This is a genomic window from Acidocella sp. MX-AZ02 (assembly GCF_000306035.1).
In the GTDB taxonomy this organism is placed as follows: Bacteria; Pseudomonadota; Alphaproteobacteria; order Acetobacterales; family Acetobacteraceae; genus Acidocella; species Acidocella facilis.
Map to the genome: position 1 here is coordinate 867,330 of NZ_JH976207.1, position 21,286 is coordinate 888,615.

Sequence of the window (21,286 nt, forward strand, 5' to 3'; positions counted from 1 at the left end):
GGCTGGGGCTGGGCGAGCCGGGACGGCAGATTCTGGCGGTGACGGCGGCGCGCCCGGCGGAAGGCAAGACCACGCTCTGCGTCTCGCTGGCGCGGATGCTGGCCGCCTCCGGGCTGCGGGTGCTGGCCATTGACGGCGATGTGCGCTGCCCCGGCTTCGGGCGGGTGTTCGGCCTGGAGGAGCGCCCCGGCCTGGCGGAGCTGCTCCGCGGCACGGCGCAACTGCCCGACGCGCTGGGCCGGGACAAGCTGACCAGCCTGAGCCTGCTCTGCGCTGGCGGCGAGCGGGCCAGCGCACTGGATCTGTTTCTCTCCCCTGCCTTGCCGGCCTTGCTGGCCGCCTTGCGGGAGCATTACGACATCATCCTGCTCGACGTGCCCCCGGCCTTTGCCCTGGCGGAGGCGCGGGTGCTCTGCCGGATGGCGGATCTGACCCTGCTATGCATCCGCTGGGGCAGCACCCCGCGCCGGCTGGCGCGCGAGGCGCTGAATTTGCTGCGCGAGGCCGGCGCCGATGTGGCCGGCACCGCGCTCACCCGCGTCAACCCCGCCGCCCATGCCCGCTCTTTCCATGCCGACGCCGAATTCTACGCCCCGCGCTATGGCGGGTATGTGACGAAATAGCCGGGCGACGTACTGCTCCTTTCAGCTGTGGTGCTCGTGGCTGTGGCGCATGCGCGGCGGCAGGGGCGGCCAACCATGGTCCTGGATGAGCAGCCACGCTGCCCGGCATAAGATCGGCCCGAACAATCCCGCCGCCATCAGCGCCGGGGCGAAGAGCAGGAAATGCGGGCCGTTCCAGGAGCCCAGCCGCAGCATCATGCCCTTGGCGAGCCCGATGCAGATGGTGTTGCCGAGATAGATGGCAAAGCTGGCCCGCCCGAGGACGAGCAGCGCGGCGCGCGCCCTCTGCGCCCGCAAGGCCCGCATCGCGCCATGCAGGGCCGGCATCGAGATCACGCCGAGCGGCAGCATGTAGAAAGGCTGCGGCCAGTCCTGCCCGCATAGCGCGACGACACTCAGCCCCGCCATCAGGCAGAGCAAAGCCGGCCGCCAGAGGCGGGTGAGGCAGCGCTCCCAGCTCGCCCGGGCAAACCCCGCCAGCGCCCCCAGCAGAAAGAACGGCGCGTAGCCGGTCAGCCGGTCGGCATAGAGATAGCCCGGCACCGGCAGCCAATAGGCCAGCAGCGCCAGCGCCAGCAGATTCGCCAGCCGTTCGATCTGCCCATCCAGCGCCCAGCGCGTCGCCAGCACCAGCACGAACAGGACGAACAGATACCACACACTCAGCGCTGGGCTGGCCTCGGTGTGCCAGAACAGCCCGGTCAGCCCGGCGGTGAGGCTGGGTGGCGTATTGTCCACGGCGATGAAGCGCGCCGCCACCAGCTTGCCGGCGAGAATGAGCAGCCCCAGCGCGAAAAACGGCAGCAGCAAACGTTGCGCGCGCTCCTGCAACGCCGCGCCAAAGCCCGCCCGCCCGCGCACGAGAAAGCCCGAGGAGGCCGCCACGAAGCCGCTCAGATACAGGAAGAACGGCATATGAAACGCATAGATCGCCCGGCGCAGGGGCTCGTACCAGTGCACCTGGGCGGGGTCCTGGCGCGCCACGATATGGCCGAACACCACCAGGGTGATGGCGAGGCCCTTGGCCATGTCGATATCCTGGCGGCGTGCGGAAATCTCAGCGTTCATTTGTTTTGCTATTAACATTATTCCACTTAGAGTGGTATCAGAAACCGTGTCGCGTGATCTCGCATCCTGGTTGTGCCTGGTTCTGCTCTGCTGGCCCGCCGGCGCCGGCGCGCAGATGCTGGATGATCTGTTGCCCGTCACCATCCCCGGCTTTGCGCCGGGTGCGCCCGCTCTCACCCCCCGGCAGGGGCGGGCGCTTGGCGCCACCGGCTGGCGGTTCGGCACGCTCAGCCTCAGCCCCACATTGAGTGCCACCAGCGGGTATGACAGCGCGCCGAATGGTGCCGCCGGCTCGATGCTGGTACAGCTTTCGCCGAGCCTGGCGGTGAGCGACCCGGTGGCGGGGTTCGGCGCCTATGCGCTGGTCAGCCCCAGCCTTTATCCGCAGGACCAGCCGCAATCCTCCACCATGGCGGCGCTGGCGGTGGGGCAGGGCTTCACCATGGCGCGCCAGACCCTCACCCTGGCGGGCGGCTTCGTGCGGGGGGCGGAGACCGGCTTTGCCATCGGGGGCGGCAGCCTCGCCCGCCCGCTGCCCTTCAACATGTCACAGATCCGGCTGAGCGATGCCATCACCCAGGCGGCGCTGACCATCACCCCGGAAATCTCCGCCAGCCTGCTGGGCTTCCCCGACGCCCCGGCGCAGGACCGCAGCGACCTGCGCCCGGCCTTGCGGCTTGCCTATAATGACGGCGCGCCGCTGAGCTATGTGCTGGAGCTGCGCGGGGATCTCTCGGATGGGCGGATCGTGGCGCAGGATGCCACCAACATCGCCCTGCTCGGCGGGGTGCGTGAGCAGGCGAACGGGCTCTGGTCGGTCTCGGTGCTGGCCGGCGGGGCCGGGCGGCTGCCACGCCAGGGGGCGGCACTGCTCACCCCGGCGCTGGAAATCCGCCTGGATTGGGCGCCCGACCGGCTGGACGAGCTGCGGCTGAATCTGGTCCGCGAGCTGGACGATCCGGACCGCGTCAGCGCGCTGCCCTACACGCTCAGCGCCGCCAAATTCACCTTGCTGCGCGCCGGGCTGCAACAGCTCTCGTTCAAGGCGCAAGGGGAGGTCTCGCAGGCCGATTATCTGCATGGGGATCTGCGGGAAACCCTGGTCAATCTCGGCGCCACGGTCGCCTGGCAGCTCAGCCCCTTCCTCGCGCTGGAGCTGCGCTATGGCTTCAATGACCGGCAATCGCCCCAGCTTGGCGCCGCCAATGAGCATGTGATGACGATGGGGGTGAGCTGGACGCCATGAAACGCTTCGGGCTGCGCTTTGCGACAGAAGATATGAGGATGACCGCCACCGCCATTCTGGCCCAGGCGGAGGCGGCGGATTTCAGTTACGTCGTCACCCCGAATGTCGATCATCTGGAACGGCTGCGCCGCCAGCCGGGGCTGCGGCCGCTCTACCAGGAGGCCTGGCTCTGTTTGTTCGATTCGCGCTGCCTCGCCCGGCTGCTCGGGCTGTTTGGCCGCGCCACCCCGCCAGTGGTCACCGGCGCGGACCTCACCGCGGATCTGCTGCCGCGCCTGGCGGGGATGCGGGTTGCGGTGATCGGCATGGCGGATGCTGATTTCGCAGCGCTACGATTACGCTACCCGGCAATCCTGTTTCACCGCCACGCGCCGCCGATGGGGCTGCTCACCAATCTCGCCGCGCAGGAGGATGTGCTGGCTTTCCTGCGCCAGCTGCAACCGCAGGTCAGCTTCTTCGCGGTCGGCTCGCCGGTGCAGGAGATCCTCGCCCACCGGCTCTGGCGCGAGGGCGGGGGCAGCGGGGTGGGGCTGTGCATCGGCACGGCGCTCGCCTTTGCCGCCGGCACGGCGCGGCGCGCCCCGCTCTGGATGCGCCGGGCCGGGCTGGAATGGCTGCATCGGCTCATCCGGGAGCCGCGCCGGCTGGCACGGCGCTATCTGCTGGCTGGGCCGCGTTTGCTGCTGGCTTTGGGGCTGGCTGAAATTCGGTCTGGCCATCGCGCGCGAGAGGGCGGATAACAACGCATCCCTCAAGCCTCCAGCAGGAGACCGGATTTGGAGTCACTTCCTCCCGAAAAGCGCCGGGGCGGCGAAGATTCGCTCTGGGCCGTGGTCGCCGTGATCGGCCGGGTGATCCGCATCGCCGAGATCTTCCCCAACCGCGCCCAGGCGCTGCGCGATCAGGCGTGGCGCGAAGCCCAGGTGCGCGCTTATGCCAGCTTCCTTGAAAGAACCGACCAGCCAGCCCCACGTTACATGATAAGGCCGATCCGCCGCACGGATCTGCCCCGCCGGTGGAAACCTCTCCCGGCCCTCGGGTTTTTGCATGGGAATTGGTGATGGCCACAACACGGATTGAACATGACGCGCTGGGCGACGTGGCGGTACAAGCCGACCGGCTCTGGGGCGCGCAGACCGAGCGCAGCCTGGAGAATTTCAAGATCGGCCGGTCGCGTTACGTGTGGGGGCGCGAGGTCATTCGCGGCTTTGGCATCCTGAAAAAAGCCTGCGCGCTGGCCAACCAGGCGCTGGGGCAGATGCCGGAGGAGAAAGCGCGGCTGATCGTGCAGGCGGCGCAGGAGGTGATCGACGGCAAATGGGATGAGGAATTCCCGCTGGTGGTGTTCCAGACCGGCTCCGGCACCCAGAGCAACATGAACGCCAATGAGGTGATCTCCAACCGCGCCATTCAGATCGCTGGCGGGGTGGTCGGCAGCAAAAAGCCGATCCACCCGAATGATGATGTCAATCACAGCCAGTCCTCCAACGACACTTTCCCGACCGTGATGCATATCGCCGCGGTGGAGGCCACCAAGGCGAAGCTGTTGCCGGCCATCGCCCGGCTCTCGGATGTCTTCCGCGCCAAGGCCCTGGCCTATGGCGATGTGGTGATGACCGGGCGCACCCATCTGCAGGATGCGACCCCGGTGACGCTGGGCCAGGTGATTTCCGGCTGGCAGGCGCAGCTGGATCAGGCCGCGGAGGGGATCGATCTCTCGCTCGCCGGGCTGTATGAGCTGGCGGTGGGCGGCACCGCGGTGGGCACCGGGCTGAACGCGCATCCGAATTTCGGCGCCACCGCGGCCGCGTTCATCGCCGAGGAAACCGGCCACCCCTTCATCACCGCGCCCAACAAATTCGCGGCCCTTTCGGCGCATGACGCGCTGGTGGCAGCCTCCGGCGCGGTGCGCGTACTGGCCGGGGCCGCGATGAAGATCGCCAATGATGTGCGCTGGTATGCCTCCGGCCCACGCACCGGCATCGGCGAGCTGCTGATCCCGGAAAACGAGCCCGGCTCCTCGATCATGCCCGGCAAGATCAACCCGACCCAGTGCGAGGCGCTGACCATGGTGGCGGTGCAGGTGTTCGGCAATGACCATGCGGTGGCCTTTGGCGGCTCGCAGGGGAATTTCCAGCTCAATGTCTATAAGCCGGTGATGCTCAGCAATTATCTCGACAGCGTGAATTTGCTGGCCGACGCGCTGGAGAGTTTTTGCGCCCATTGCGCCGAAGGCATCGAACCGGCGCGGGGTAAAATTGCGGAGAATTTGGCTGCCAATCTGATGCTGGTGACGGCGTTGAACCCGCATATCGGCTACTCGAAATCGGCCGAGATCGCGCTGAAGGCGCATCGGGAAGGGCTGACCTTGCGTGAGGCCGCCCTGGCCAGCGGAGCGCTGAGCGGCGCGCAGTTCGATGAATGGGTGAAACCCCAGGCGATGACCGCGCCGCTGAGCGTTTAGAACAACATGACCCTGACTGGACCCAGTCAGGGTCATGTTGCTTGCCAAAACACAGAGCTAGAGTGCGCTGAGCGTTTCCGGTCAGCCTGAAAGCGCTTTAAGCGTGAATTTTGCGGCGCGCGGGCGAGATGTGCTAGCAACCTTGCCCTGACCAATCGAGGATATTTGCTTATGGATGGCGGTGCAGATTCACGCCGGATCACGATCTACAAACCGGAGGATTTCGCGCCGATGCGCGCGGCGGGCAAGCTCGCCGCCGAGACGCTGGATATGATCACCGAACATGTCGCCCCCGGCGTCACCACCGAGCATCTGAACACGCTGTGCCATGAGTTCATCCTCGCCCATAATGCGGTGCCGGCGCCGTTGAATTATCGCGGCTATCCGAAATCCATCTGCACCTCGATCAATCATGTCGTCTGTCACGGCATTCCGGGCGACCGGAAGCTGCTGGACGGGGATGTGCTGAATATCGATGTGACGGTGATCCTGGATGGCTGGTACGGCGATTCCAGCCGGATGTATGTGGCCGGCAATGCCAATACCCGCGCCAAACGCTTGATCGACGTGACCTATGAGGCGCTGATGCGCGGCATCGCGGCGGTGAAGCCGGGGGCGACCTTTGGCGATATCGGCTATGTGATCCAGCAATATGTCGAGGCGCAGCGTTTCTCGGTGGTGCGGGATTTCTGCGGCCATGGCATTGGCCAGCGCTTCCACGAGCCGCCGAATGTGCTGCATTTCGGCAAGCGCGGGGAAGGGGCGGTGCTGAAGCCGGGCATGTTCTTCACGATCGAGCCGATGGTGAATATCGGCCGCCCGGATGTGAAGATCCTGGATGATGGCTGGACGGCGGTGACGCGCGACCGCTCGCTTTCGGCGCAGTTCGAACACATGATCGGCGTCACCGAAACCGGCGCCGAAATCTTCACGGTCTCGCCAAAAGGCTACACCCGCCCGCCCTACGAGGCCTAAAAGAGCAAAAGTTTTTGGGTGGCGGAGGCGCCCAAGGTTCCAACGTCGCGCAGCGGCGTTGGAATGGCGCCGGAGGGGTGGGGGTGTTTTTCCAAAAACACCCCCACCTCTTACCCCTTAACCATTCGGATCAATCCACCCAACATGGCCATCCCCGCGTCGATAAACGACGTTGAGCCCGCCAGTCTTGGAATTGCGGAACATCATCACCGGCTGAAAGGCCAGATCCATCTTCATCACCGCATCGCGCACGGTCAGCGTCTCGATGGTGGTGGTGTCCTCGGCGATGACGGTGGCGTGCAGCTCCATCGGCACCGCATCATGGCCGTTGGCATGGCCGTTGGGGGGCGCCTCATGCTCCTCCTCATCGTCCGGCTCATGCGCCAGCACATAGGCGCGGGCCATTTCCGGCTTGATCTTGCCGAGGTCGCGCTGATGCGCGGAGACCCGGCGCCGGTAGCGGCGCAGCCGCTTGGCGATATGCTCGGCCGCGTCCTCAAAGGCGGCGCGCGCATCCGCCGCCTCGCCCTCGCCGCGCACCGTGATGCCGCGGCCGGCATGAAGGTTGATGTCGCAAGTAAAGAAACTTCGGGCCTTGCTGAAGGTCACCTGTGCCTCAAGCGCGTGATCGAAATATTTGGCGGTAATCGTGCCGAGTTGCTTGTCCACATGCACACGCAAAGCGTCGGACAGTTCAACTTGCTTGCCAGAGACCGTTAACTGCATGGTCTTCTCCCGAACACAAACCGGCTCTGATTTCAGGCTGCCTGGCGCCACTCTCTTTCGCGCCAGGACTAGGCGGGCATTTTCTCCCGCTTACGCTGCGCCGAGCCGGGAATACGCAGCGCTTCCCTGTATTTGGCCACGGTCCTCCGTGCTATGTCTATGCCTTCTTTCTGTAATATTGATGCGACGGCGTCATCCGACAAAATATTTTTCGGACTCTCCTGGCCGATGATCTGCGCAACTCGATAACGAACGGTTTCCGCCGAGTGGGTTTCTCCATTCGCCCCCGCCAAAGCGGTGGTGAAAAAGAATTTCAGCTCGAAAATCCCGCGCGGGGTGGCGATGGATTTGTTGGAGGTGACGCGCGAGACGGTGCTTTCATGCAACCCCAGCTCCACGGCGATGTCGCGCAGGGTCAAGGGGCGCAGATGCGAGATGCCGTGATGGAAAAACCCGTCCTGCCGGCGCACGATCTCGGCGGCGACGCGCAGGATGGTCTGGGCGCGGGATTCCAGCGCCTTCACCAGCCAGGTCGCCCCTTGCAGCTGCTCGGAGAGGAAGCTCTTGGTCTCCTTGTTGGCGGAGGCCAGAATGCGGGCATGAAAGCCGCGGCGGATGAGCAGGCGCGGCATCGTCTCCGGGTTGATTTCCAGCAGCCAGTCGCTGCCCTCCTCGTCGCGTACCGGGGCGGGGCGCATCAGCACGTCGGGGATCAGCGGGCGCAGCGGCTCGGACTCAAAGCGCGCGCCGGGTTTGGGGTCGAGGCGCTTCAGCTCGGCCACCATATCGGCGAGATCCGCCGCATCCACCCCGCACAGCTCCTGCAGGGCGCGCATCTCACGCTTTGCCAGCAGCGGCAGATGGTCGAGCAGCGCCTGCATCGCCGGGTCCAGCCGGTTCAGCTCGGCCAGCTGTGCGGCGAGACATTCCGCCAGGCTGGTGGCGAAGACGCCGACCGGGTCGAAATGCATCATCACGGCGCGCACCGCTTCGAACCGGGACAGCTCCACCCCCAGCGCGCCGGCCAGAGCCTCCGGCGTGTCGCCCAGCCGGCCAGCGGGATCGAGGGTCGCGATCATCATGCTGGCGATCAGCCGCTCCCCGCGGCCAGCGAAGGCCAGACGCGCCTGCTGCTCAAGATGTTCGCGCAGGCAGGGGCGTTGCGCCCCCAACGCGTCCACGGCATTCCAGTCCTCATCCGCGTCGCCGCCCAGGCCGCCGGTGCTGTAGCCATCGGCGTTGGTGCCTGCGTCATAGACATTGCTGCTATCCATATCCAGCGGCGCCGATCCCGCTTCAGGCAGCATTCCGGCCAGTGTCAGGCTTGCTGTATCTTCCGGTAAATCGGCCGCTTGCGCTGCGGTGGGGGGCTCCAAGGCGGTGACCGTCTCGCCGCCATCATCTTGCTCAAGTAGCGGATTTTTAAGGAGTTCTTCCTCGATATAGGCGCTGACCTCGAGGTTGGTGAACTGCAGCAGCTGGATCGCCTGGCGCAATTGCGGGGTCATCACCAGCGACTGAGACTGGCGTAAATCCAACCGCGGCGCGAAGGACGGAGCAAAAGCCATGCCAGAAACCTAGCGCGGTTTTCATCTTTGTCAAAGGGCGTTTGGCGCGAAACCTGCATGGTGCCGCGCAGCATTTCGGCGGCGAATTTGGCGCATGAAAAAGGGGGCCTGCGCCCCCTTTAAGCCAGCCTACAGGCTGAATTTCTCGCCAAGATAGACCCGCCGCACATCCTCATGCGCCACCACCTGGTCGGGCGTGCCTTCCATCAGCACCTGGCCGTCATAGAGAATATAAGCGCGGTCGATGATCTCCAGCGTCTCGCGGACATTATGGTCGGTGATCAGCACGCCCAAGCCACGATGCTTCAGATGCGCGACCAGATCGCGGATCTCGCCCACCGCGATCGGGTCGATGCCGGCCAGCGGCTCATCGAGCAGGATATAGCTGGGGCCGGTGGCCAAAGCGCGGGCGATTTCCACGCGCCGGCGCTCACCGCCGGAGAGGGCCAGCGCCGGGGTGCGGCGCAGATGCGAGATGGAGAACTCCGCCAGCAGCTCGGTCAGCATCTCCTCGCGCTTGTCGGCATCCTGCTCGACCATGTCGAGCGCGGCCATGATGTTCTGCTCGACATTCAGCCCGCGAAACACGCTGGCCTCCTGCGGCAGATAGCCGATGCCAAGGCGCGCGCGGCGATACATCGGCAAGCCGCCGATCTCGGCGCCATCCAGCGAGATGGTGCCGCTATCCGGGCCGATCAGCCCGACGATCATGTAGAAAGTGGTGGTCTTGCCCGCACCGTTGGGGCCGAGCAGCCCCACCGCCTCGCCGCGTTTCACCGACAGCGAGACATTGCGTACCACCGGGCGTTTCTTGAAGCGCTTGCCGAGGCCCTGCGCCACCAGCCCGGTTTGCTCGCCCAGCGGGCCGGTTTGGCTCATCAAAGCCGTGTCGATCGTCATGCTCATTTGGTCTTGCCGGAATTGGGCAGCACCACGCCGGAGACATGCCCGCCCGGGCCGGCCAGCAAGGTGGCCACGCCGGTCTTCATGTTCACCAGGGCGTCCGCGCCCTCCAGCTCGTTCGGCCCATGGATGATATGCACATTGCCGCCCAGCCGCGCCTGCCCGGTGGGGGGCAGGTAAATACCGCGATCGCCGGTGGCGGTATCGGTGGTGGTCTTGATCACCACATGCCCGAAGGCTTCCACCTTCTGCAGATTGCCGGCCTGGCCCAGCGCATCCGGGCTGCTGGCTGCGACGGGTTTGGTGCCCGGCTTGGCGTTATCCGCCTGCGCCGCGAAATAGCCGACAATGACATCGGCGGCGATGGAGCGGCCGTCATCGGCGACGATCAGCGCGTTGCCGCGCGCAATCGCCTTATGCTCGCCGGCGTAATATTCGATCGAATCCTTGGCGGTGACGGTGTCGTGCTGGGTGGTCAGTTTCAGATGCTGGCCGGTGAGCACCAGCACCTGCTGGGCCATGGAATAAACCGCGTGATCGCCCCAGGCATTATCGGTGGGGGTATAGATATGGACGTTGCCAATCGCATCCAGCTCGGTCAGCTGGGCATTGCCCTGGTCCAGCCCGTCGGTGCCGCCATTGGCGCTGGTGGGCTGGGAAGCGGCGGCGGCTTGCGCCGGCGTGCCGGCCGGGGCAGGGGTGCCGCTCGCGGCCTTTTTCACATAATGCGCCACCAGCTGGTCGGCGGTGACGGTGACATCCCCGCGCACCGCCTTGGCATCGCCATTGGCGGTGACGGTCTGCGCATCCTGTGACCAGGTGATGCCCTGCTGGGCGGTGATCTGAATCGGCACCGGCGCTGCCCCGGGTTGGCCGCCCAGATTCAAATCCTGCGCATGGGCCGGCGCGGCGGCGAGGGCCGCGGCCGGCAGGAGATAAATGAATTTCATTGAACCTGTGTGAGTGTCAGCGTCGCGGGACCATTGAAGGTGATTTTGCTGCCTCGCCCGGTCAAGGTAAAGCCCTTCTGCGCGTTCAGCGTGCCGAAAGGCCCGGTCACCTGCACCGGATCGGTGCTGGTTGCATCGCCGGCGTGCAGATCGATGGCGCTGCGCTGGGTGGTCACCACGGTACCGTCATTGCGATACAGCGTCACACCGCCGCCCAGCTCCAGCCTGTCGCTTTTCTGGTGATAATCACCATTCGCCGATTTCAGCGACAGCCAGGAGCCGGATTTCAAGGTGATGTCCCCCTGCGGGGCGACGAGGGCGACATTATCGTCGCCCTGCTGCACGGCGCTGCTGGCGGTGACGGTGTAAGGCTGGCCCTGCTGGTCGCGGCCATGATAGGTCGCGCCTTGCATACGCGAGGCCTGGGTGCTGGCGCCGGCGGTCACATGATAAGTGACGCGGTTGGCGCTGGAATGCCAGGAGGGCGCCAAGGCCAGCGCCACCAGCAACAGCAGAGCCGCCGCCGGCAAGGCGCGTTTGAGCAGCGTCACCCGCAGGCTGCGCTTGGTCAGTTTATCGGCGGCCGGTTGGCGCTGCCGGCGGATTTCATCCAGCACGGAATTGCGGGGCGCCTGCGGAATGTGATTCATGCGGTCTCCTTGCGCGAAGGAACCATGAAAACCATAAAGCGAGCCATGTCTCGATCCTGCCGCTCAAATAAGGCGGGAGCGGGGCAAATCTGCGCCCCGGCGATGCCCTTTGGCAAGGGCGTCGTGCATGCGTCGCCGCGAGGCCCGAAAATCGATCTCATTCTCTACGGTATGAACAGCGTCTCAACACCGGTCAACACGCGTTACGCAACTCTGTGTAACCTAACGTTAATGGCTGAAGAGATCGGGCTCCTGATAGCCCAGCAGGTCCAGCTGGGCCCGCGTCGGCAGGAAGCGATAGGCCGATTCGGCGAGGGCGAGGCGATTTTCGCGCACCAGCAGCGCGCGCAGCTTCTCCCAGACCAGGTGCAGATACAGCACGTCCGAGGCGGCATAGGTGAGCTGCTCGGCGGTCAGGCTGGTACTCCCCCAATCGCTGCTCTGCTGCTGCTTGGAAATATCCACCCCGGCCAGGTCCCGGCACAGCTCTTTCAGCCCATGCCGGTCGGTATAGGTGCGGACCAGCTTGGAGGCGATCTTGGTGCAGATCACCGGGGCGGTGAGCACGCCAAACGCATTATAAAGGGCAGCGATATCGAACCGCCCGTAATGGAACAGCTTGGTGACCTCAGGATCGGCCAGCAAGGCTTTGAGATTGGGGCAATTCGCGCCTTGGCCGCCGAGCGATTCGGGGATGATCTGCACCAGATGCGCAATGCCGTCCCCGGCGCACAGCTGCACCAGGCAGAGTCGGTCGCGATGCGGGTTGAGCCCCATCGTCTCGGTATCGATGGCAACGAGCGGGCCAAGCGACAACCCGTCCGGCAGATCATGCTGGTGAAGCTGAATGCTGCTCGTCATCGTCTTAACTTTGGTTTTCAATGTTTTGGAAAATCAGGAAAAAATGGTGCCCAGGAGAGGACTCGAACCTCCACGCCCTTGCGAGCGCTAGCACCTGAAGCTAGTGCGTCTACCAATTCCGCCACCTGGGCTTGACCATTTTTTCAGGCTCGCTTCGCTTTCGTTCAGCGTGCCGTCCCGACACCGTGGCGTCGTGGGACGGGCGTTTAACTGTCCCGTCACATCACGTCAACTCGACTTGAGAGATTTTTTTCAAGCCTTACATTTGCAAGCAACTCAACAAGGGGGATTTCATGGGCGCGGCGCACGGAATTGCTACGGTTTTCGGGGCTTCAGGCTTTTTGGGCCGGCATATTGTGCAACGCCTGGCCGAGGCCGGGTACCGGGTGCGGGCGGCGGTGCGCGATGTTGAAGGCGCGAAATTCCTGAAACCGATGGGCGATGTCGGCCAGGTGGTGCCGCTTTACGCGCCAGTGAGCGACGAGGCCGCCTGCATGCGGGCGATCGAGGGCGCGCAGATCGTCATCAATCTCGCCGGCATATTAGCCGAATCGCGGACGGGCGATTTTGGCCGCACCCATGCGCAAGGGGCCGGGCGGGTGGCGCGGCTGGCTTATGCGGCCGGGGCGCGGCTGGTGCATGTCTCGGCCATCGGGGCGAATCCGGCCAGCGCTTCCTCTTATGCGCGCAGCAAGGGCGAAGGCGAGCAGGCGGTGCGCGCCGCGCATCCGCGCGCGGCGATTTTGCGCCCTTCCATCGTGTTCGGGCCGCAGGATGAGTTCTTCAACCGCTTCGCCAAGATGGCGGTGGTCTCGCCGATCCTGCCTGTCGTCTATGGGGAGACGAAATTCCAGCCGGTTTTTGTCGGCGATGTCGCGGATGCGGCGATGCTCGCCCTCTACCCCCAGGCCGAGGGGCAGATTTTCGAGCTGGGCGGGCCGGAGCAGAAGAGCTTCCGGGCGCTGATGCGCCAGATGCTGGATATCATCGACCGTGATTGCTGGATCTGGGACATGCCGGTGGGGTTGGCCCGGCTGATCGCCAGCCTGCCGATGGCCGGGCTGACCGGGGATCAGATCATTTTGCTCGCCAGCGATAATGTCGTCGCTCCCGGGGCGCTTGGGTTCGAGACGCTGGGCATCGCGCCCAAGCGGCTGGATCTGATCCTGCCTGGCTATCTGCAACGATATCGCGCCACAGGCCGCCGCCACGCTGATATTTTCAATTATTAGGTCCGAATAGATACCTAATATGAGAAAATTTCCCACGCGCCCTCGTGCTCTATGAAGGGTTTTTGCGAAATTAGGTATTAAACTGCGACCTAATTCAAAAAAACCCTTGGCGTTCCGCGAAAAACTTCGTTAAGGGTGTCTGCAACGCACGCTTCCAGGCGCGGCGCCGCTTGCGGTGTCGCGCTTTGTTGACGGGCGAACCCGACGACGATCCCAGACGAACGAGGCGAAACATGGCCGAGCGCATGCTGAAATTCATCAATCTGCCGCAGCAGACCCCGGAGAAACGTCCGGCCACGCTGCGCCGCGAGGATTTCAACGAGATTTACGACAAGTTCGTGCCGGAAAAAGCCGCCGAGCAGGCCAGCCGCTGCTCGCAATGCGGGATCCCGTTCTGCTCGGTGCATTGCCCGCTCTCCAATAATATCCCGGACTGGCTGAAGCTCACCGCCGAGGGGCGGCTTGAGGAAGCGTATGAGCTTTCCTCCGCAACCAACACATTTCCCGAGATTTGTGGCCGCATCTGCCCGCAGGACCGGCTGTGCGAGGGTAATTGCGTGATCGAAAAAGGCTTCGAATCGGTCACAATCGGCGCGGTCGAGCGCTATATCACCGATACCGCTTTCGAGAATGATTGGGTGAAGCCGATTTCCCCCATCGCCGAGCGGCCGCAGAGTGTCGGCATCATCGGTGCCGGACCGGCCGGGCTGGCGGCGGCGGAGCGGCTGCGCGCCCAGGGCTATCAGGTGACCGTGTATGACCGGCATGACCGCGTCGGCGGGCTGCTGATCTATGGCATTCCCGGCTTCAAGCTGGAGAAGGAGATCGTGCTGCGCCGCTGGAAATGGCTGGAAGAGGGCGGGGTGAAGTTCGTGCTCAATGCCGATATCGGCGGCGCGATCCCGTTCGCGCAGCTGCGTCAGGATCATGACGCGGTGCTGATCGCCACCGGTGTTTACAAGGCGCGCGAGATTGGCGGACCCGGTGCCGGCCTGCCCGGGATCGTCAAGGCGCTGGATTATCTGATCACCTCCAACCGCAAGAGCCTGGGCGATGCGGTGCCGGATTACGAGTCCGGGCTGCTGAACGCCGCCGGCAAGGATGTGGTGGTGATCGGCGGCGGCGATACCGCGATGGATTGCGTGCGCACCGCCATCCGCCAGGACGCCAAATCCGTCACCTGCCTGTATCGTCGCGACAAGCAGAACATGCCGGGCAGCTTGCGCGAGGTGAAGAACGCCGAAGAGGAAGGTGTCACCTTCACCTGGCTCTCCGCTCCGGAAGCCTTCCTGGGCGACGACAAGATCACCGGCGTGCGCGCCGTGCGCATGCATCTGGGCATGCCTGACGCCTCCGGCCGCCAGTCGGTCGAGCCGATCGAGGGTTCGTCCTTTACCGTTAAGGCGGATCTGGTGATCAAGGCGCTGGGTTATGACCCGGAAGAGCTGCCGGGCGCTTTCAATGAGCCGGCGCTGAAGCTCACCGGCTGGGGCACGCTGAAGGTCGATTCGAAGACTTTCGAAACCTCGCTGCCCGGCGTTTATGCCGCCGGTGACATTGTGCGTGGCGCCTCGCTGGTCGTCTGGGCCATTCGCGATGGCCGTGACGCCGCCGCCGCCATCCATCGTTCCATCCAAGCCGCACACATCGCGCAGGCCGCGGAGTAATCCCAAGATGAATCACGAAACCGCACCCGAATTCCTCGCCGCCTGGGACGCTAACGTCCAGGCCCTGGAACACACCTATTCGCGCGACATGGAACATGATGCCTGCGGCGTCGGCCTTGTCGCCGCCTTGGATGGCAAGAAGCGCCGGGACATCGTGCAGGCCGGCATCGACGCGCTGAAGGCCGTCTGGCATCGCGGCGCCGTCGATGCCGATGGCAAGACCGGCGATGGTGCTGGCATCCATATCGAAATCCCGCAAGATTTCTTCGCCGACGAGGTCAAGCGCGGCGGCGACCGGCTGCATGGCGGGCCGATCGCGGTGGGCATGGTGTTCCTGCCGAAGACCGATCTCTCAGCCCAGGAGCGCTGCCGCCAGATCGTCGAGACCGAGATTCTGAGCTTCGGCTATCGCATCTATGGTTGGCGCCAGGTGCCGATCAATGTCGCCTGCATCGGCGAGAAGGCGAATGCCACCCGCCCCGAGATCGAGCAGATCATGCTCTGGAATGCCCGCGGCATTTCCGAGGATGAGTTCGAACGCGAGCTCTACATTATCCGCCGCAAGATCGAGAAGGCGGCGATCGAGGCGCAGGTGCCCGAGCTGTATCTCTGCTCGCTCTCCTGCCGCTCGATTGTTTATAAGGGTATGTTCCTGGCCGAGAGCCTGACGGAATTCTACCCGGATCTGCTGGATGAGCGCTTTGTCTCGCGCTTTGCCATCTATCACCAGCGCTATTCCACCAACACCTTCCCGACCTGGAAGCTGGCCCAGCCTTTCCGGATGCTGGCGCATAATGGCGAGATCAACACCGTCGCCGGCAATATCAACTGGATGAAGAGCCACGAAACCCGACTGGGCGCCGAAGGGCTCGACGAGTTCCTGGATTATGTGAAGCCGGTGGTGCAGGCGCATGGCTCCGACACGGCGGCCTTGGACAATGTCTTCGAGCTGCTGGTGCGCGCCGGGCGCGACGCGCCGATGGCCAAGGCGCTGATGATCCCGCCCTCGCTCAGCTCCGACGCGACGATGCCGCAGGCCCATAAGGATCTGTTCTCCTATTGCGCCGCGGTGATGGAACCGTGGGACGGCCCGGCCGCCGTCTGCGCCACCGATGGCCGCTTCGTCATCGCCGGGCTCGACCGTAACGGGCTGCGTCCGCTACGCTACTCGATCACCCGCCATAATATGCTGGTGGTCGGCTCCGAGACCGGCATGGTGAAGTTCGATGAGGAAGACATCATCGAGAAAGGCGCGGTCGGCCCGGGCCAGACCATCGCCGTCGATCTTCAGGAGACGAAATTCTATCATGATGGCGAGCTGAAGGACATGCTGGCGGCGCGACAGGATTTCGCCGCCTGGACCAAGCGCATCACCGTCATCGACCATATCGTGAAGACCGACGCGCCGGAGCCGGTGCGCCTGGATGCCGAGGGGCTGCGCCGCCGCCAGCTCGCCGTCGGCTTCTCGTTGGAAGATATGGAGCTGATCCTGCACCCGATGGTGGAAACCGCGCAGGAGGCCATCGGCTCGATGGGCGATGACGCGCCGATCGCGGTGCTCTCCGACAAATATCGCGGCATGCATCATTTCTTCCGCCAGAGCTTCAGCCAGGTGACCAACCCGGCCATCGACAGCTTGCGCGAAACCCGGGTGATGTCGCTGAAAACCCGCCTGGGCAATCTCGGCAATGTTCTCGATGAGAACGAGGAGCAGTGCGACCTGCTGCAGCTGGAGAGCCCGGTGCTGTCCTCGGCCGAGTTCGAGGCGATGCGCCGCACCATGGGCGATAGCGCCTGCGTGGTGGATGCCACCTTCAAGATCGCGAACGGGGAGGGTGGGTTGCGCCGCGCTTTGGAGCGCATCCGCCGCGAGGCCGAGGAAGGGGTGCGCGCCGGCTGCACGCACGTGATCCTCACCGATGAGGCGATGAGCCCCGAGCGCGCGCCGATCTCGATGATCCTCGCCACCGGGGCGGTGCATACGCATCTGGTCCGCCAGTCCCTGCGGACCTTCACCTCGCTCAATGTCCGCTCCAGCGAATGCCTGGATGTGCATTATTTCGCGGTGCTGGTCGGTGTGGGGGCGACCTCGGTGAATGCCTATCTGGCGCAGGAATGCATTGCGGACCGCCATGCGCGCGGGCTGTTCGGCGCGCTCTCGCTGAAGGAATGCGTCGCCCGCTACAAGAAGGCGGTGGATAAGGGGCTGTTGAAGGTGATGTCCAAGATGGGCATTTCCGTCATCTCCTCCTATCGCGGCGGCTATAATTTCGAGGCCATCGGGCTTTCCCGCGCTTTGGTGGGTGAGTTCTTCCCCGGCATGCCCTCGCGCATTTCCGGCATCGGCCTGCCCGGCATCGCGCAGAAAGTGCTGGAGCTGCATGAGAAGGCGTGGAGCGGCAATGTGGTCACGCTCGATGTCGGCGGGCAATACCGCCTGCGCCGCTCCGGCGAGGCGCATGCCTTCGACAATAATGCCATCCATCTGCTGCAAACCGCCGTCGGCACCGGCTCCTACCGGATGTTCAAGAAATATTCGGACATGGTGCGCAAGCAGAAGCCGGTGGCGCTGCGCGATTTGCTGGATTTCCGTACGGAAGGCCGGGCCGCGATTTCGGTGGACGAGGTGGAGAGCATCACCGAAATCCGCAAGCGGCTGCTGGCGCCTGGCATCTCGCTGGGCGCGCTGAGCCCCGAGGCGCATGAGACGCTGTCGATCGCGATGAACCGCATCGGCGCGCGCTCGGATTCCGGTGAGGGCGGCGAGGATCCGGCCCGCGCCGAGCCGCGCCCGAATGGCGATAATGCCTCCTCCGCGATCAAGCAGATCGCCTCGGGGCGCTTCGGCGTCACCGCGGAATATCTGAATGATTGCAAGGAGATCGAGATCAAGGTGGCGCAGGGTGCGAAGCCCGGCGAGGGCGGGCAGCTGCCCGGCTTCAAGGTCACCGGGCTGATCGCCAAGCTGCGCCATGCCACACCGGGGGTGACGCTGATCTCGCCGCCGCCGCATCACGATATCTACTCGATCGAGGATCTGGCGCAGCTGATCTATGATCTCAAGCAGATCAACCCGCGCGCCACGGTGTGCGTGAAGCTGGTGGCGCGCTCGGGCATCGGCACCATCGCCGCCGGTGTGGCGAAGGCGAAGGCGGATGCGATCCTGGTCTCCGGCCATGTCGGCGGCACCGGCGCCTCCCCGCAAAGCTCGGTGAAATATGCCGGCATGCCCTGGGAGATGGGGCTTTCGGAGGCGCATCAGGTGCTGATGCTCAACCGGCTGCGCCATCATGTGGTGCTGCGCACCGATGGCGGCTTGAAGACCGGCCGTGACGTGGTGATCGCGGCGATGCTGGGTGCTGAGGAATTCGGCATCGGCACCGCCTCGCTCGTCGCCATGGGCTGCATCATGGTCCGCCAGTGCCATTCCAACACCTGCCCGGTCGGCGTCTGCACCCAGGATGAGGAGCTGCGCAAGAAGTTCGAGGGCACGCCGGAGAAGGTGATCAATTTGTTCTCCTTCGTGGCTGAGGAAGTGCGCGAAATCCTGGCCCAGCTCGGCTTCCGCAGCCTGCATGAGGTGATCGGCCGCACCGATCTCTTGCACCAGGTCTCGCGCGGCGCGGATTATCTGGACGATCTGGATCTCAACCCGATCCTGGCCCAGGCCGACCCCGGCCCCTATGCCCGCTTCTGCACACGCGAGGGCCGCAACGAGGTGCCGGAGACGCTGGATGCGCAGATGATCAAGGATGCCGAGCCCTTCTTCAAGAGCGGCGAGAAGATGCAGTTGCAGTACAATATCCGCAACACCCATCGCGCCATCGGCACCAAGTTCAGCTCGCAGATCGTCGCCAAATACCGCAAGGTGAAGCTACAGCCGGACCACGTGACCGTGCGGCTGCGCGGCTCCGCCGGGCAAAGTCTTGGCGCCTTCGCGGTGAACGGGCTGAAGCTGGAAGTGGTGGGCGATGCCAATGACTATGTCGGCAAGGGCCTCTCCGGCGGCACCGTCGTGGTGCGCACCGGCCCGTCCTCCAAGCTCAAGACCAACGAGAACACCATCATCGGCAACACCTGCCTCTATGGTGCCACCGGTGGCGCTCTGTTCGCGGCGGGTCTGGCGGGTGAGCGCTTCGCGGTGCGCAACTCCGGCGCCAATGCGGTGATTGAAGGTGCGGGCTCCAATGCCTGCGAATATATGACCGGCGGCACGGTGGTGATCCTGGGCGAGGTTGGCGACAATTTCGGCGCCGGCTTCACCGGCGGCGTGGCCTTTGTCTATGACCGTGCGAATATCTTCGAGAAGCGCATGAACAAGGAGACGCTGCACTGGCAGCGGGTGAATTCCAGCCACTGGGCCGGCGTGCTCAAGAGCCTGGTGGAGCGCCATGTCGCCGAGACCGAAAGCCGCTACGCCGCGACGCTGCTGAATGACTGGGAGCGCGAGGCCCCGCATTTCTGGCAGATCGTGCCGAAGGAGTTCGTGAAATATCTGGCGGCGCCGTTGGATGAGACGGAGCAGGCGCAGTCGGCGTGAAGTCGTGGGGGCTTTTTGAAAAAAGCCCCCACCCCTCCGGCGGCTTTCCATCGCCGCGATGCGGCGATGGAACCTTGGCTGCCTACGCCCCCCAAAAACTTTTGCAAATTTTGGCTCTGGGGGGCAGTTTTTCCACCCATAACGGTGCGAGTGGCTTTGGCCCTCGCGCCGTTTTCATGCGCGCCGCGTTCATGTGTCCCATGCGCGAAAAATCTCGGCGGGGCCGCTTTTGTTAAAAAATGCCCCCTGCCATAAGAGGCGCCATGCGAATCCTCTATCACCTGCCGCTCTCACCTTATTCGCGCAAAGTCCGCATGGTGCTGGCGGAAAAACGTCTGCCCTTCGAGCTGCGGGCCGAGAAAATCTGGGAACGCCAGGACAGCTATCTGGAGCTGAACCCGGCCTGCACCGTGCCGACGCTGATCGAGGATAACGGGCTGGTCATCCCCGATTCGCGGGTGATCTGCGAATATCTCGAAGAAGCCTACCCGGACACGGCGCTGATCAGCCGCGCCCAGCCCGAGCGTGTGGAAACCCGCCGCCTCGTCGCCTGGTTCGATGAGAAATTCTACCAGGAAGCAACCCGCAACCTGTATTGGGAAAAGCAGCTGAAGCCGGCGCTGAAGCTGGGCTCGCCGGATGCCAACGCGCTGCGCGCCGGTTATGCGAATCTGAAGCAGCATCTGCTCTATATCGGCTGGCTGGCGGAGCATCGCCGCTGGCTCGCGGGCTCGGGCCTCTCGGTCGCGGATTTCGCCGCCGCCGCCCAGCTTTCCACGCTGGATTTCATGGGCGATGTCGATTGGTCGGTCTCGCCCGCGGCCAAGGAATGGTATGCGCGGATCAAATCCCGCCCGAGCTTCCGTGCCATCCTGTCGGACCGCGTCAACGGCATGACCCCGCCGCCGCATTACACCGATCTGGATTTCTGAGTCTGGCCATGCAGCTTTCCGATTTCCCGCTGAAATCCCACGACAAGATCCGCTATAGCGATGTGGACCGGCAGGGCCATGTGAATAACGCCGTCTTCGTCACCTATCTGGAGACGGCGCGGACGGATTTGCTGGAGCAGATCGTCCCCGGCTTCTGGGACTCGGCATACGGCATTGTCGCGGCGCGGCTGGAGCTGGATTATCGGGCGGAATTATTCTGGCCCGGCATTGTCGAGACCGGCACCGCCCTGGCCTCGATCGGCCGGACCTCGATGGTGATCGAGCAGGCGATGTTCCAGGAGGGGCGGCTGGTGGCGCAGGCGAAGACGGTGCTGGTGCTGATCGACGCCAAGACCCACAAGCCGGTTCCGGTGCCGGACGATCTGCGCGCCAAGCTTATGGCGTTTGTACGACCTTCCGCATGAGCCGGTGCGGGATGCCGGCATCGAGATAGACCGGCCCTTCCGCGACATAGCCGAGCGCCTCGTAGAACCCGATCGCATGGGTCTGGGCTTCCAGCATGAAAATGCGGGCAGGGCAGGCGGCCTCGATGCCCTGCATCACCGCCTTGCCCAGCCTGAATTTGCGAAACGGGGCGGCGACGGCGACCCGGCCGATTTTCCACACACCTGGCGCTTTTTCCACCGCCCGCGCCGTGGCGGCGGGCTGGCCCTCATGGCGCAGCAGCACATGGGTGGCGCTGGCGTCCAGCGCGTCCAGCTCTTCCTCCGGCGGCACTTTCTGCTCCTGCACGAACACCGCCATGCGGATGGCAAAACACGCCTCCAGCTCCGGCGAGCCGGGCAAAGCGCGCAGGATCTCGGCCATTATTGCGTGACCAGCCCGATGATCGTTGTCTGCGGCGGCATGTTGGGCTGCAA

The 21,286-nt window shown here is 64.4% G+C and carries 19 protein-coding genes and 1 tRNA gene; 10 read left to right on the forward strand and 10 right to left on the reverse strand.

Annotation, left to right across the window (positions count from 1 at the left end):
• Positions 1-623, forward strand: a 623-nt coding sequence (locus tag MXAZACID_RS04265) for a CpsD/CapB family tyrosine-protein kinase (RefSeq protein WP_039884729.1), incomplete at its 5' end; no start/stop codon positions are given.
• A 21-nt stretch (positions 624-644) separates the two neighbouring features.
• Here the strand turns inward: MXAZACID_RS04265 and MXAZACID_RS04270 are convergent.
• The gene (locus MXAZACID_RS04270) at positions 645-1,691 is read right to left on the reverse strand and encodes an acyltransferase family protein (RefSeq protein ID WP_008492872.1); all 1,047 of its coding nucleotides are present in this window, start codon (positions 1,689-1,691) and stop codon (positions 645-647) included.
• A 46-nt stretch (positions 1,692-1,737) separates the two neighbouring features.
• On the opposite strand from MXAZACID_RS04270, the gene MXAZACID_RS04275 reads away from it, so the two are divergent.
• A complete protein-coding gene (locus MXAZACID_RS04275; RefSeq protein ID WP_168118386.1) occupies positions 1,738-2,937 on the forward strand; it encodes an outer membrane beta-barrel protein in 1,200 nt (399 codons plus the stop codon).
• 32 nt (positions 2,938-2,969) lie between these two features.
• Positions 2,970-3,677, forward strand: coding sequence for a WecB/TagA/CpsF family glycosyltransferase (locus MXAZACID_RS04280; protein ID WP_205619733.1), 708 nt, complete (start codon positions 2,970-2,972; stop codon positions 3,675-3,677).
• A gap of 42 nt (positions 3,678-3,719) precedes the next feature.
• On the opposite strand, the gene MXAZACID_RS20460 is transcribed toward MXAZACID_RS04280, so the two are convergent.
• Positions 3,720-3,986 carry a hypothetical protein gene (locus MXAZACID_RS20460; RefSeq protein ID WP_205619734.1) on the reverse strand — a complete coding sequence of 89 codons (267 nt, stop codon included), beginning with the start codon at positions 3,984-3,986 and terminating at the stop codon, positions 3,720-3,722.
• 11 nt (positions 3,987-3,997) lie between these two features.
• Here MXAZACID_RS20460 and fumC point away from each other — a divergent pair, with 11 nt between their 5' ends.
• The gene (fumC, locus tag MXAZACID_RS04290; protein WP_008492876.1) at positions 3,998-5,401 is read left to right on the forward strand and encodes a class II fumarate hydratase; all 1,404 of its coding nucleotides are present in this window, start codon (positions 3,998-4,000) and stop codon (positions 5,399-5,401) included.
• A gap of 171 nt (positions 5,402-5,572) precedes the next feature.
• The gene (gene map, locus MXAZACID_RS04295) at positions 5,573-6,376 is read left to right on the forward strand and encodes a type I methionyl aminopeptidase (protein ID WP_008492878.1); all 804 of its coding nucleotides are present in this window, start codon (positions 5,573-5,575) and stop codon (positions 6,374-6,376) included.
• Positions 6,377-6,493: 117 nt separating this feature from the next.
• Here the strand turns inward: map and hpf are convergent, their stop codons facing one another.
• The 7 genes from hpf to MXAZACID_RS04330 form a co-directional block, all read right to left on the reverse strand.
• On the reverse strand, positions 6,494-7,102 hold the full coding sequence (hpf, locus tag MXAZACID_RS04300) for a ribosome hibernation-promoting factor, HPF/YfiA family (RefSeq protein ID WP_039884730.1): 609 nt from the start codon (positions 7,100-7,102) through the stop codon (positions 6,494-6,496).
• 68 nt (positions 7,103-7,170) lie between these two features.
• Positions 7,171-8,670 carry an RNA polymerase factor sigma-54 gene (gene rpoN, locus MXAZACID_RS04305; protein WP_039884731.1) on the reverse strand — a complete coding sequence of 500 codons (1,500 nt, stop codon included), beginning with the start codon at positions 8,668-8,670 and terminating at the stop codon, positions 7,171-7,173.
• A 129-nt stretch (positions 8,671-8,799) separates the two neighbouring features.
• Complete coding sequence (lptB, locus tag MXAZACID_RS04310; RefSeq protein WP_008492881.1) at positions 8,800-9,576, reverse strand: LPS export ABC transporter ATP-binding protein; 777 nt, start codon at positions 9,574-9,576, stop codon at positions 8,800-8,802.
• A complete protein-coding gene (locus MXAZACID_RS04315) occupies positions 9,573-10,523 on the reverse strand; it encodes an LptA/OstA family protein (RefSeq protein ID WP_008492882.1) in 951 nt (316 codons plus the stop codon). Before MXAZACID_RS04315 ends, lptB begins: the two co-directional genes overlap by 4 nt.
• Positions 10,520-11,173 (reverse strand): LPS export ABC transporter periplasmic protein LptC, encoded by a 654-nt coding sequence (gene lptC, locus MXAZACID_RS04320; protein ID WP_008492883.1) that lies wholly within the window; start codon positions 11,171-11,173, stop codon positions 10,520-10,522. The genes MXAZACID_RS04315 and lptC overlap by 4 nt, the downstream gene beginning before the upstream one ends.
• 228 nt (positions 11,174-11,401) lie before the next feature.
• Complete coding sequence (locus MXAZACID_RS04325) at positions 11,402-12,034, reverse strand: ribonuclease D (protein WP_008492885.1); 633 nt, start codon at positions 12,032-12,034, stop codon at positions 11,402-11,404.
• A gap of 44 nt (positions 12,035-12,078) precedes the next feature.
• A tRNA-Leu gene (locus tag MXAZACID_RS04330) sits at positions 12,079-12,165 on the reverse strand.
• A gap of 162 nt (positions 12,166-12,327) precedes the next feature.
• On the opposite strand from MXAZACID_RS04330, the gene MXAZACID_RS04335 reads away from it, so the two are divergent.
• From MXAZACID_RS04335 to MXAZACID_RS04355, 5 genes are all read left to right on the forward strand, one after another.
• The gene (locus MXAZACID_RS04335) at positions 12,328-13,266 is read left to right on the forward strand and encodes a complex I NDUFA9 subunit family protein (RefSeq protein ID WP_008492886.1); all 939 of its coding nucleotides are present in this window, start codon (positions 12,328-12,330) and stop codon (positions 13,264-13,266) included.
• Positions 13,267-13,499: 233 nt separating this feature from the next.
• Positions 13,500-14,933 carry an NAD(P)-dependent oxidoreductase gene (locus MXAZACID_RS04340; RefSeq protein ID WP_008492887.1) on the forward strand — a complete coding sequence of 478 codons (1,434 nt, stop codon included), beginning with the start codon at positions 13,500-13,502 and terminating at the stop codon, positions 14,931-14,933.
• Between the two features lie 7 nt (positions 14,934-14,940).
• Entirely contained in the window at positions 14,941-19,473 is a 4,533-nt protein-coding gene (gene gltB, locus MXAZACID_RS04345) for a glutamate synthase large subunit (protein WP_008492888.1), read from the forward strand.
• 263 nt (positions 19,474-19,736) lie between these two features.
• Positions 19,737-20,405 carry a glutathione S-transferase family protein gene (locus tag MXAZACID_RS04350; protein ID WP_008492889.1) on the forward strand — a complete coding sequence of 223 codons (669 nt, stop codon included), beginning with the start codon at positions 19,737-19,739 and terminating at the stop codon, positions 20,403-20,405.
• An 8-nt stretch (positions 20,406-20,413) separates the two neighbouring features.
• Positions 20,414-20,830: a thioesterase family protein gene (locus MXAZACID_RS04355; protein ID WP_008492890.1), complete on the forward strand. Its 417-nt coding sequence runs from the start codon at positions 20,414-20,416 to the stop codon at positions 20,828-20,830.
• Here the strand turns inward: MXAZACID_RS04355 and MXAZACID_RS04360 are convergent.
• Positions 20,802-21,233 carry a GNAT family N-acetyltransferase gene (locus tag MXAZACID_RS04360; RefSeq protein ID WP_008492891.1) on the reverse strand — a complete coding sequence of 144 codons (432 nt, stop codon included), beginning with the start codon at positions 21,231-21,233 and terminating at the stop codon, positions 20,802-20,804. The two genes, MXAZACID_RS04355 and MXAZACID_RS04360, sit on opposite strands and share 29 nt — an antisense overlap.
• Positions 21,234-21,286: the final 53 nt, after the last annotated feature.